The 13,518-nt window shown below is 42.8% G+C and carries 8 protein-coding genes; all 8 read left to right on the top strand.

Annotated elements, in window-relative coordinates; genetic code table 11:
- Window position 1 precedes the first annotated feature (1 nt).
- Window positions 2–844, top strand: coding sequence for an aldo/keto reductase (locus tag ACOXXR_RS07545; protein WP_425931925.1), 843 nt, complete (start codon window positions 2–4; stop codon window positions 842–844).
- Window positions 845–1,091: 247 nt separating this feature from the next.
- Window positions 1,092–5,582 (top strand): S8 family serine peptidase, encoded by a 4,491-nt coding sequence (locus ACOXXR_RS07540; RefSeq protein ID WP_129270643.1) that lies wholly within the window; start codon window positions 1,092–1,094, stop codon window positions 5,580–5,582.
- Between the two features lie 510 nt (window positions 5,583–6,092).
- On the top strand, window positions 6,093–7,010 hold the full coding sequence (gene glyQ / locus ACOXXR_RS07535) for a glycine--tRNA ligase subunit alpha (protein WP_000038760.1): 918 nt from the start codon (window positions 6,093–6,095) through the stop codon (window positions 7,008–7,010).
- Window positions 7,011–7,216: 206 nt separating this feature from the next.
- Window positions 7,217–9,253: a glycine--tRNA ligase subunit beta gene (gene glyS / locus ACOXXR_RS07530; RefSeq protein WP_195214378.1), complete on the top strand. Its 2,037-nt coding sequence runs from the start codon at window positions 7,217–7,219 to the stop codon at window positions 9,251–9,253.
- 33 nt (window positions 9,254–9,286) lie between these two features.
- Window positions 9,287–9,544 carry a DUF896 family protein gene (locus tag ACOXXR_RS07525; protein ID WP_023022306.1) on the top strand — a complete coding sequence of 86 codons (258 nt, stop codon included), beginning with the start codon at window positions 9,287–9,289 and terminating at the stop codon, window positions 9,542–9,544.
- 396 nt (window positions 9,545–9,940) lie between these two features.
- Complete coding sequence (gene rsmH, locus ACOXXR_RS07520) at window positions 9,941–10,891, top strand: 16S rRNA (cytosine(1402)-N(4))-methyltransferase RsmH (protein WP_445278366.1); 951 nt, start codon at window positions 9,941–9,943, stop codon at window positions 10,889–10,891.
- Window positions 10,892–10,903: 12 nt separating this feature from the next.
- Window positions 10,904–11,239: a cell division protein FtsL gene (gene ftsL / locus ACOXXR_RS07515; protein ID WP_445278365.1), complete on the top strand. Its 336-nt coding sequence runs from the start codon at window positions 10,904–10,906 to the stop codon at window positions 11,237–11,239.
- On the top strand, window positions 11,232–13,517 hold the full coding sequence (gene pbp2x, locus ACOXXR_RS07510; protein ID WP_445278364.1) for a penicillin-binding protein PBP2X: 2,286 nt from the start codon (window positions 11,232–11,234) through the stop codon (window positions 13,515–13,517). Before ftsL ends, pbp2x begins: the two co-directional genes overlap by 8 nt.
- The last annotated feature ends 1 nt before the right edge of the window (window position 13,518 follow it).

The raw sequence follows: 13,518 nt of genomic DNA, 5'->3' as shown, positions 1-13,518 counted from the left end.
GATGAAGAGCTACAAACTAAATGACGGACACCACATTCCTGTACTTGGTTTTGGTACTTGGAAGGCGAAAGATGGCGAGGAAGCTTATCAAGCAGTAAAAGTAGCCTTAGAAGCGGGCTATCGCCATATTGATACGGCAGCCATCTATCAAAATGAAGAAAGCGTCGGAAAGGCTATCAAAGATAGTGGTATTCCAAGAGAAGAGCTTTTTGTAACGACCAAGTTGTGGAATAATCGTCTCACCTATGAGGATGCTGTCAAGGGCCTAGAAGAATCTTTGCACAAATTGGGACTAGATTATATCGATTTGTACCTCATCCACTGGCCAAATCCTGTGACTCATCGAGAAAATGAGGCCTGGAAAGAACGGAATCGTGAGGTTTGGAGAGCCATGGAAGATATGCAGGCAGAGGGAAAGATTCGCTCTATTGGTGTGAGTAACTTCCTGCCCCATCACCTGGATGCTTTGTTAGAGAGTGCCAAAGTTTTTCCGGCGGTCAATCAGATCCGCTTGGCCCCTGGAGTCTATCAAGAGGAAGTGGTCCGTTATTGTCGTGATAAAGGAATTATATTGGAGGCATGGGGACCATTTGGCCAAGGAGAGCTGTTCCAAAATGAGACAGTTCTTACACTGGCTAAACAGTATGACGTGACACCAGCCCAGCTTCTCTTAGCTTGGAGTCTAGCAGAAGGATTTTTACCTTTGCCCAAGTCAGTGACTCCTGAGCGCATTGCAAGTAACCTACAATGCTTTGCGATTGCATTATCCCCAGAAGACTGTGAGCTCCTTCGGAAGATCCCAGTAGAGGCGGGAGCACCAGACCCAGACACTAAAGACTTTTAAGATCGTTTATTTATAGACAGTGAGAGGTTACTCTCGCTGTTTTTTTTGTGCAATGAGATAAAAAAACGGATGATTGGTTTTAGTTTTCTAATTATTTGAATTATAAAATCACTAAAAACAAACAAAAAACACCTAATTAAAGATATCATGCGGAAATATTACAATTTGATAACAAAGTTAATGTTGAGTGAATTTTCTGAAAAATTAGGAGTATAATAAGAATAATTTAGTATATAGGGGGAATTTTATGAGTAAACAGCGTTTCTCATTGAGAAAATATAAATTTGGTGTTGCATCGGTGCTGTTAGGGTCGGTCCTTGTCTTTGGAGCAGGAAATGTAAGTGCGGATGAAACAAAACAACCAGAGACTGCAGTAATTGCATCTGCAGAAGCAAATCCAGCGTTGCCAAGTGAGTCTGCTTCTCCTGTAAGTGATCAGGCAAATGAGCAGACTAGAGACTCAGTAGTTGAAAATGGTAAAGTTGTTGACGAGCCAGCCTCTTCAGAAAAAGAGGCAACAAGTCCATCTGTCGAATCAGGTAGCCAAGTAGTTGCCCAGGAAGCAAAAACAGAGGATAAAGCTACTGAAAAGCAAGTAGAAGCTGTAACTAAAAATGAGGCTAAACCTGCAGAAAAAGCAAGTGAGGGACAGGAAAAAACAGAAGTTAAACCCTCTTCAACAGAGGAGAAGGCTGAGGCTAAACCTGCAACAGAAGCAAGAGCTGAAAAGAAAGCTGAAGACAAACCATTCAGTATCAGCAGCAATACGATTATTAATGTGCCTCAAACTTGGGAAAAAGGCTACAAGGGTGAAGGGACTGTTGTTGCAGTCATTGACTCTGGTTTAGATGTCTACCATGAAGTATTGCGGATTTCAGACCCGACAAAAGGGAAGTTCAAAAATCAAACAGAATTAGAAGCTGCAAAAAAAGCAGCGGGAATTGATTACGGAAAATGGTACAACGATAAGGTCGTCTTTGCTTATGATTATATGGATGGAGATGACAATATTAAAGAAAAAGACCATGATTCACATGGTATGCACGTAACAGGGATTGCGACTGGGAACCCTGACAAAAAAGCTGGGGATGGCAACTATGTATACGGAGTTGCTCCAGAAGCCCAAGTGATGTTTATGCGTGTTTTCTCTGATCGTAGTGGATCAACCAGTGATGTTGTCTATGTGAAAGCGATTGATGACGCAGTTGCATTGGGAGCGGACGTCATCAACATGAGTTTGGGATCTGTGACAGGTTCTACTGTGAATGCTAGTCCCGCTGTCCGGGAAGCTATCCAACGAGCACGCGCAAAAGGGGTTAGCGTCATTATCGCGGCAGGAAATAGCAATACCTATGGATACGGTTATGACAATCCAAGTGCTGAAAACCCTGATTACGGTGTCGTGGGGAGTCCTTCAACCGTAGAAGAGTCTATTTCAGTTGCATCCGTAAATGATTCGGTTGTAACAGAAGAAGTCTTTACAGTTCGAGGCTTGGAAGACAATGCCGACTTGGATAAAGGAAAATTCACCTATACAGCAGCTGAAACAGATGCCAATTTCGAAAATGGGAAAGAATATGATTATGTAGATGCTGGTTTGGGGCGTGAGAGTGATTTAGACAGTCTCGATTTGACTGGTAAAGTTGCCCTTATCAAACGTGGCGAAATCACCTTCTCAGATAAGGTCGCTAATGTCTATAAAAAAGGAGCGATTGGCGCCCTTATTTACAACAGTGTCGAAGGCGCGAATGTCAAAATGGGCCTCGAAGGGGATGCGAGAAAGATCCCTGCTGTTTTCATTTCTAAGCGCTATGGAGAAGCGATTAAAGGTAAAGACTACAAGCTTGTCTTTGATGGTAGCTTAGACAATCGTCCAAACCCTGATGCAGATAAGATGTCAGATTTCTCCAGTTGGGGAGTCTCAACAGATGGCCAATTAAAACCGGATGTCACAGCACCTGGTGGGTCGATCTTTTCATCTCTAAATGACAATAGCTATGGTAGTATGAGCGGAACCAGTATGGCCTCCCCTCATGTAGCTGGGGTATCGGCTTTGGTGAAGGAATACCTCCAAGCTCATCATCCAGAACTTTCGCCAGAGGAGCTATCTGCAACAGTCAAAGCCTTAATCATGTCAACCGCAAAACCGCACCTCAACAAAGAAACGGGTGCTTACACTTCGGTACGTCAACAAGGGGCGGGGATTGTGGATACTGCTGCAGCGGTTTCAACAGACCTATATGTAACGAATGAAGATGCTTACCCAAGCGTAACTCTTGGCAATGTCGAGGATCGGTTTAGTTTTGATGTGACCGTTCATAATATTTCTGATACTGACAGAGAGTTGAAGATGATTGTGAATACCACTACCGACGATGTAAAAGATGATCGCTTTACCTTGAAGCCTCGGAAATTAACAGAGACGGTATGGCCAAATGTAACTGTAAAAGCCCATAGTAGTCAGACAGTGACAGTGACTGTCGATGCGTCTAAGTTTGCAGAGGAATTGACTAAATTGATGCCGAACGGTTACTTCCTAGAAGGATTTGTTCGCTTTGTGGATCCAGCAGATGACGGCGATGTGGTTAGCATTCCATTTATGGGCTTCCGTGGTTCTTTCCAAAATATCCCTGCGGTTGAAAAACCAATCTACAATTTGGTAAGAGAAGGGAAATCAGGATTCTACTATGATGTTCCAGAAACCAAACATGTGACTTCAAAGACGAATGTAACATCCTTAGTCTCTAACGCTAACGACGTGCTCTATTCGACTGCTAAGAAGGAAACAGCAGAACGAAGCCCAATCGTTCTTGGGACAGTAGAAACTCCAGAAGGTTTGAATGTCCTCCATTTAGATGCGGATGGCAATGTACGTCTGGCTATTTCTCCAGATGGAGATGGAAACAAAGATTACGTGCAGTACCGTGCTGTAGTCTTGCGAAACCTAAAAAATATGAAAGCAGCTGTCTACAAGGCAGATGATCAAGCATTTGCTCAGCCAGTTTGGACAAGTACAGGAGCTTTCTCTGCTCGTAAGAATTATTTTGACGGACGTGGGAAACGATCTTATCTAGTCGACAACACGGCTTGGGAAGGAACTAATGCCAAGGGTGAAAAGGTGGCGGATGGTCACTATATCTATGAGGTTCGTTATACGCCAGCAGTTCCAGGAGCAGAGGAGCAAGTTGTTCGCTTTAACCTCCAAATTGATACCCAAAAACCAGTCTTGACTTCAGGTTACACGACCAAGAAGGATGGGGTAGAAACCTTCTATGCTCGTAAAACAAAAGATGTTGGCAATGGTGGAATCTTACGAGAGCAAGTCTTCTATGTCAAGACCTTTGATGAAGAGGGGACCCTAGTTAAGGAGGGGAAAGACGCCCTAGGGAAGACTAGCCGTTTTGAAAACCGTGTCTATTTAACGGCAAATGAAGATGGAGGCTATACTCTTCCAGAAGGAATCAGTAAAGACTTACTTTACTATGTGGTTGAAGATTACGCTGGAAACCGCGACTTTGCCTCTCTTGCTGATTTTGCTGCTACTGAGGATAGTGGCCGAATTAAGGTATCAGTCCTAGATGCCGATACACATCAAGAATTAGATACTGATTTTGTCTACCGTATCAAAGATGAACAAGGGCAGTATGTCAACTTAGATAAAGGGAAAGAAATCAATTTCCTTAAGTTTGGTAGCTATGTTGCAGAACTCTTTGCCTATGACAAATCAGATCTGAAACTCGTCAGCGAACGAACTCAGAAATTTGAAATCACTGCAGAGGATAGCTTTAAGACCATCGAATTCTTGGCGAAAGAGATTGTCACTGCTCCTTTGAGCCTGGTCTTTGATCAAGCAGTACCTAGAACAACACCAGTTGTCTTGAAGAATCAAGCTGGTGAAACCTTTGTTCTTCCAGTTCAACGCTATGGCAAGAATGCTTTTGGGAAAGATGTCCCAGTTGGAACTTATACGATTTCAGTCAGTCTACCAACAGGCTATGAGTTGTTTGAGGATGCACCGACTGTGACCGTTCTGGCGGATCAAAACAACCTCGCAAAACTTTCTGTTGTCATTAAGACCCAATTGTTGCAATTGCTGGCTCAACAAGCTAACTTGACCAGCACTCCTCAGTACTTTAATGCAACAAGTGAAAAACGTTTAGCTTATGATGCAGCATACCAAGAAGCTCAGAAAGCTCTTGCGACTAAGTTATCACAAGCAGAAGTTGACCAAATCTTTTCAAATCTTGGATTGGTAACCAGTCAATTAGATGGGAAAGAGTCTGATTTCACAGCGCTAAAATCAGCTATTGCTGCCTATGATGCGACTTCAAAAACAGGCCGTTATGCGAACGCTAAGGATTCTGCTCGACGTGCCTTTGATCAAAGCTTTAAGGAGTTGGCTCTCTTGCTCGTCCGCGAAGGTGTGACACAAGAGCAAATCAACCAAGCGCTTGCGAACTACCAGGCGGCTGATCAACAATTAACTGGCAAAACAACCGATTTCTCAAGTCTTAAGAAATTGATTGCAGCAGAACTCCAGTTCCAAGCTAAGAACGCTAAGTTTATCTATGCAGCAGATAAGGTGAAGGTGAATTACCTTCAAGCCTTTATCCGCGCTCAAGCAGTACTGGCTAATCCTGGTGCTAGTCAACAGGAAGTCAAGGCGGCCTTAGCAGAGGTTAAAGCTGCTAAGAAAAAATTAAATGGGAAAAAACCAAAGGTTGCAAAACGCCCATAACCTTACCCTTTCTTTGAAAGGAATTTCTACAAGTCTGAAACAACAGTTTCGGACTTGTTTTTTGTTTACACTCGAATAGAAATCTGCTATAATACTAGTCAAGAAAGAAAGGCTTATGGCGTTTTTTTAGCGAGCTTGGGACAGTGAAAGCCAAGTGGAACAAGATAGGCAAGTGGCGCTTTCTCTCAGTAGATAGCTGAGTACAGTAGAATAAAATGAAGTAATAAATTAGGGTGGAACCGCGTTTCTGACGCCCCTAGGTCACTTGACTTAGGGGGAAAGACACGGTTCTTTTTGTATTCTAGGTCGCAATAAATTATAGAAAATGGAGTAAATAATGTCTAAAAAACTAACCTTTCACTGCGTCAGTGGCAGAGACCTCCTTTCAGTCGGGCTGTCCCACGCTCAGCACTAGGGTGCCTGAGCTAGACGCAGTACTAACTCGTCTTGCCTCGTATGATCGACGAGGCAGACTCGTGTCGCAAGAAATTATAGAAAATGGAGTAAAACATGTCTAAAAAATTGACTTTTCAAGAGATTATTTTGACTTTGCAACAATACTGGAATGACCAGGGTTGTATGCTCATGCAGGCTTATGATAATGAAAAGGGTGCGGGTACGATGAGTCCTTACACCTTCCTTCGCGCCATTGGTCCGGAACCATGGAATGCGGCTTATGTAGAGCCATCTCGTCGTCCAGCAGACGGTCGTTACGGGGAAAATCCAAACCGTCTTTACCAACACCACCAATTCCAAGTGGTCATGAAACCATCACCATCAAACATTCAAGAACTTTACCTTGAGTCATTGGAAAAATTGGGTATCAATCCTTTAGAGCATGATATTCGCTTCGTAGAAGATAACTGGGAAAATCCATCAACTGGTTCAGCTGGTCTTGGTTGGGAAGTTTGGCTGGATGGTATGGAAATCACTCAGTTCACTTACTTCCAACAGGTCGGTGGCTTGGCAACAGGTCCTGTTACCGCTGAGGTCACTTATGGTTTGGAACGTTTGGCTTCTTACATCCAGGAAGTAGATTCTGTTTATGATATTGAGTGGGCTCCGGGTGTAAAATATGGAGAAATCTTCCTTCAACCAGAATATGAGCACTCAAAATACAGCTTTGAAGTTTCTGACCAAGATATGCTTCTTGAAAACTTCGAAAAATTTGAAAAAGAGGCCGGACGTGCTTTGGAATTGGGTCTCGTTCACCCAGCCTATGACTACGTTTTGAAATGTTCACATACCTTTAACTTACTTGATGCTCGTGGAGCGGTATCTGTTACAGAACGTGCCGGCTACATTGCCCGCATCCGTAACTTGGCCCGTGTCGTAGCTAAGACCTTCGTCGCAGAACGCAAGAAACTCGGTTACCCACTTCTCGACGAAGCCACACGCGCAAAACTCCTAGCAGAAGAGGAAGAATAAAGAGAGTGTATTAATAGAATTGGATTATAGAATAATCCTACAGAACCAGTTGCCGCAGTGATTGAGGTATCATTAGAGAAACTAATGATACCAGGCAAAATTGGAGACCTTAGGCTCCAATTTTAGCAATGAAACGACCTAGTCGGTTGCTTGCGTGCCAATCACATAAGGCAAACTGGAAAAAAGATATTTTCTGGAGAAAAAACATGACAAAAAACTTATTAGTAGAACTAGGACTTGAAGAGTTACCAGCCTACGTTGTCACACCAAGTGAAAAACAATTGGGTGAGAAAATGGCAGCCTTCTTGGATGATAACCGCCTTTCATATGAAAACATTCAAACCTTCTCAACTCCACGTCGTTTGGCCGTCCGTGTACTTGGTTTAGCGGATCAACAATCGGATTTGACTGAAGATTTTAAAGGACCTTCTAAGAAAATCGCCTTGGATGCTGATGGAAACTTCTCAAAAGCAGCGCAAGGCTTTGTCCGTGGAAAAGGCTTGACTGTAGATGACATCGAATTCCGTGAAGTTAAGGGAGAAGAATACGTTTACGTGACGAAACATGAAGCTGGAAAACCTGCCAAAGAAGTCTTGGCCGGCGTTCCAGAAGTACTTGCTTCATTGACTTTCCCTGTCAGCATGCACTGGGCTAACAACAGCTTTGAATACATTCGTCCAGTTCATACCTTGATTGTCCTTTTGGGTGATGAAGCGCTTGATCTCGACTTCTTGGATATCCATTCAGGTCGTGTGAGTCGCGGACACCGTTTCCTTGGACATGAAGTGGAAATTACCAATGCGGATTCGTACGAAGAAGACCTTCGTACCGTTTACGTCATTGCAGACAGCAAAGAACGTGAAAACATGATTCGTGAGCAAATCAAAGCTATTGAAGCAGAACAAGGTGTTCAAGTCCAAATCGAAGAAGGACTTTTGAATGAAGTCTTGAACTTGGTCGAATACCCAACTGCCTTTATGGGAAGTTTCGATACTAAGTATTTGGACGTTCCAGAAGAAGTCTTGGTGACCTCAATGGAAACGCACCAACGTTACTTTGTTGTACGTGACCTTGACGGTAAGCTTAAACCAAACTTCATCTCAGTCCGTAATGGGAATGCTGAGCACTTGGAAAATGTTATCCGAGGAAATGAAAAAGTCTTGGTGGCGCGTCTCGAAGATGGTGAATTCTTCTGGCGTGAAGACCAAAAACTCAAGATTGAAGACCTGGTTGCTAAATTGGCACACGTGACTTTCCATGAAAAAATCGGTTCTCTTTCAGAACACATGGCCCGTGCTGGTGTCATTGCGGCTTCCTTGGCTGAGCAAGCTGGCTTGACTGCTGAAGAAAAAGCAGCTGTAGCTCGTGCAGCAGAAATCTACAAATTTGACCTCTTGACTGGTATGGTTGGAGAGTTTGATGAATTGCAAGGAATCATGGGTGAAAAATACGCCCTCCTTGCTGGTGAAGATGCTGCAGTAGCGACAGCTATCCGTGAGCACTATCTTCCTGATTCAGCAGATGGAGCCCTTCCTGAAACCAAGGTTGGTGCCATCCTTGCTCTTGCGGATAAATTGGATACCCTTCTTTCCTTCTTCTCAGTCGGTTTGATTCCGTCTGGTTCCAATGACCCTTATGCGCTTCGCCGTGCAACACAAGGGATTGTTCGTATCTTGGATGCCTTTGGTTGGAACATCCCGATGGATGAGTTAATCGATAGTCTTTACGGACTTTCATTCGATAGTCTTTCGTATGCCAATCAAGCAGAAGTGCTCAACTTCATCAAGGCGCGTGTAGACAAGATGATGGGACGCACATCTAAAGACATCAAAGAAGCTGTACTTGCTGGTTCAAACTTCGTGGTAGCGGATATGCTTGAAGCGGCTGAAGCTCTTTCAGAAGCTGCTAAGACTGATGGTTATAAGGCAGCTGTTGAGTCACTCTCACGTGCTTTCAACTTGGCAGAAAAAGCAGATGCTTCAGTAGAGGTCGATGCTAGTCTCTTTGAAAATGATCAAGAAAAAGCTCTTGCTAAGGCGATTGAAGAATTAGAATTGACAGGTTCAGCTAGCGACAAATTGGCTCAACTCTTTGCTCTTAGCCCAGTCATCGATGCTTTCTTTGACAATACCATGGTTATGGCAGAAGATGAGGCTGTTAAAAAGAATCGTTTGGCCCTTCTTGCTAGTCTAGTAGCAAAAGCCAATAAAGTCGCAGCCTTTAACCAATTAAATACAAAATAATGACCTGATGACAGGTAGAAAGTAGGTTTTATTATGACACCTGAAAAAATTGCTCGAATCAATGAGCTTGCCAAAAAGAAAAAAGCAGAAGGCTTGACACCAGAAGAAGAGGTAGAACAAGCTAAACTTCGTGAAGAGTATATTGAAGGTTACAGACGCTCCGTCCGTCATCACATTGAAGGTATCAAAGTTGTTGACGAAGAAGGAAATGATGTGACACCAGAAAAACTACGTCAAGTCCAACGGGAAAAAGGCTTGCATGGCCGTAGCCTTGATGATCCCAATTCATAAATAGACAATAGAAAACTCGATCAGATGTTGAACTGATCGAGTTTTCTGGTTCTATATGGGCTACTCTGAATCCTTATTTCTATTTTTGTAGTATTTCCATTGATTTTTAAATATCCAAATGGAGACGGCAAGAACGAAGGTTGCTGTCCAAAAAATCCAAGGGACAGGAGTTCGTAGGAAAAAGTAAACTGCAATAAGATCGGCCACTAGCAGGCCAAGGAGAAGGTATTTCTTATCTTTCATAGAGTTATTGTATCACAATTTGCTTCTCTAGGTCTATTGGTTGATAGGATGAGGTTTTTAAAGAATAGGAACTCTTTATCCCGAAACGGTGCGTGGATAGAGGAAGGAATCTCAAGTGCATCCTGGTCAGATTTGTGGTAAAATAGATAGGATATGAGTAAAGAATTTCATCATGTAACGGTCTTGCTCCATGAAACGATTGATATGCTGGATGTAAAGCCAGATGGAATCTATGTGGATGCCACATTAGGTGGAGCCGGCCATAGCGAATATTTATTAAGTCAATTAAGTGAAAAAGGACATTTATATGCCTTTGACCAGGATCAGCATGCGATTGATAATGCGGAGAAACGATTAGCTCCTTACGTTGAAAAAGGCATGGTAACCTTCATCAAAGACAATTTCCGGAATCTTCAAGCCCGTCTCCAAGAATTGGGAGTCAGTGAAATTGATGGCATTTGTTATGACTTGGGAGTCTCTAGTCCTCAGTTAGATGAGCGGTCTCGTGGTTTTTCTTATAAAAAAGACGCTCCCTTGGACATGCGGATGAATCAAGACGCTTCTTTGACAGCTTATGAAGTAGTCAATACCTATGATTACCATGATTTGGTTCGCATCTTTTTCAAGTATGGGGAAGATAAATTCTCCAAACAAATTGCTAGAAAGATCGAACAAGCGCGTGCTGTCAAACCGATTGAAACGACGACAGAATTAGCAGAGATTATTAAGTCGGCAAAACCAGCCAAGGAACTCAAGAAAAAGGGGCATCCAGCCAAACAAATTTTTCAGGCTATTCGGATCGAAGTCAATGATGAATTGGGAGCGGCTGATGAATCAATCCAGCAGGCTATGGATTTGTTGGCAGTTGGTGGTCGTATTTCAGTCATTACCTTTCATTCCTTGGAAGATCGTTTGACCAAGCAATTGTTTAAAGAAGCTTCTACAGTAGATGTACCGAAGGGCTTGCCCTTCATCCCAGAGGACTTAAAACAAAAAATGGAATTAGTTTCTCGAAAACCGATTCTTCCAAGCCAAGAAGAGTTAGAAAATAACAACCGAGCCCATTCTGCAAAATTGCGGGTTGCTCGAAAAATTCATAAGTAAGAGGAAAAGAACATGGCAGATCAACAATTACGATTTCGTGGCAGTCAATTGCAAGATCGTATTCGTCGCTTTACCAGAGTAGAGAAAGCCTTTTATGGCTCGATTGTCCTAACAGGGATTATCCTTGCTGTCAGTATTATTTTTATGCAGACGCGGATTCTACAAGTGCAAAGTGATTTGACAAACCTCAATACGGAACTAAAAACAAAAGAGACTGAACTAGAAGATATCCGGCAAGAAGTCAATGAGTTGACTCGATATGAACGCTTGTCTAAGTTAGCTAGTTCTCAGGGGATGACCCTCCAAAAAGAAAATCGAAAAGTGGTGAGTTCAAGTAGCGATGAGTAAATTAAAAAAGAAAATCATTCGTTATTCCCTTAAAAAAAGGAAACTTCCAGACCAAAATCGTCGGCAAGTAGCTAAGAATTTAAGTTTGCTTTCCATTCTTGTTTTCTTCATTTTTCTTATTAATTTTGCAGTCATTATAGGCACAGATAGCAAATTTGGAAAAAATTTATCTGAGTTATCGCATCAGGTCCATCAGAAAACTGAGATTGTTCCAGCCAAACGAGGAACAATTTATGATCGAAATGGAGCTGTCATTGCTGAAGATGCGACGACTTATAATGTTTATGCTATCATCGACAAAACTTATAAATCAGCAAAAGGTGAAGTTTTATACGTTGAAGAAAGCCAATACAACCAAGTGGCGGACGTTTTTAATCGTTATTTGGGGATGGAAAAAGATTATGTCGTCCAACAACTGTCTCAAAAGAAGCTTAACCAAGTTTCTTTTGGTGCAGCGGGGAACGATATCAGCTATAGCAATATGGATGCTATTCGGAGTGAACTAGAAGCTGCCAACATAAAAGGTGTTGATTTTACGACGAGTCCAAATCGGAGTTATAAAAATGGGACCTTTGCCTCTCAATTTATCGGTCAAGCTCAATTGGTAGAAGATAAAGAAGGCAATAAAACCCTGCAGGGAACAACGGGAATAGAAAAATCCTTGGATCGTATCTTGGGTGGTCAGGATGGAGTTGTGACCTATGAAAAGGATCGTAACGGAAATATTGTGCCGGGATCAGACAAGGTTGCCGTGAAGACCGAAGATGGAAAGGATGTTTATACAACCCTTTCTGCAGAACTTCAAACCTATCTCGAAACCAGAATGGATGTATTCCAAGAAAAGGTAAAAGGCAAATTTGTCAGTGCGACCCTAGTGAGTGCCAAAACAGGGGAAATCCTTGCAACGACGCAACGGCCAACCTTTAATGCAGATACCAAAGATGGTTTGGATTATAAAAATCTGAGAACTTGGAACACGATTCTTTACCAGGATCAATACGAACCAGGTTCGACTATGAAAGTCATGACCTTGGCTGCGGCGATTGATCATGGGACTTTCCCAGCCTATAATGAGGTATATTACAATAACGAGCTGCAAGTAAAAGATGCGATCATCAAAGACTGGGAAATCAATATGGGCTTGTCAGAAGGTCGCTATATGAATATTGCCCAAGGTTTTGCGTATTCAAGTAACATTGGGATGACCAAGCTTGAACAGAAGATGGGCAATAATGTCTGGATGAATTACCTCACACTCTTTAAGTTCGGACTCCCTACTCGGTTTGGTATGGGAGATGAGAGTTTTGGAAGCCTGCCAGGTGATAACTATGTCACTCAAGCCATGTCTTCTTTTGGTCAGGGGATATCCGTTACTCAAACGCAGATGTTGCGAGCATTCTCTGCCATTGCCAATGATGGGGAAATGTTAGAGCCTAAATTTATCAGTGCGATCTACGACGGCAAGCATGAATCCGCTCGTAAATCACAAAGAGAGGTCGTCGGCAATCCAGTATCCGCTTCAGCTGCTCAGCAGACTCGTAATTACATGATCACGGTAGGGACCGATCCTCAATTTGGTACCCTCTATTCATCGGATGGTCCCATTATCCAAGTAGCTGGACAAAATGTCGCTGTCAAATCAGGGACGGCCCAAATTGCAACGGCTAATGGATATTTGGAAGGCGAAAATGACAATATCAACTCGATTGTTGTCATGACACCGGCTGAAGATCCAGATTTCATTATGTATGTGACGGTTCAACAGCCTGAAGTCAGCTTTAGTCCGACCAGTTGGCAAGAACTAGTCAATCCAGTCTTGGAAGATGCGGTTGCTTTGAAGGATGAGTTGAATCTAGTAACGGAAACCAAGGCCTTGGATGGGGTCACGAAAGAGGACACCTATAAGATGCCGTCGGCAGAATCCTTGTCGAAAGAATTGAACTTGAAGCAGACCATCAGCCCAGGTGGCTTCGCAGATGAACTGCGTCGCAATCTGATCCAGCCTGTTGTCCTAGGAACTGGAAAGAATATTAAAAAGATGTCTGTATCAGCAGGAACGAAATTAAAAGCAAATGAGCAAGTGTTATTATTAACAGATGACTTGGATTCAGTTCCGGATATGTATGGATGGACCAAGGAAAATGTTGATAAATTTGCGGAATGGACGGGCATTGAGATCACCTATAAAGGGGAAGGTTCTCGTGTGAGCAAACAAAACGTCAAAGTAGAAACTGCTTTAAAGAAGACGAAGAAAATAACAATTACATTAGGAGATTGAT

Source organism: Streptococcus sp. KHUD_013 (assembly GCF_052588545.1).
This window is presented reverse-complemented; position numbering and strand designations above follow the sequence as displayed.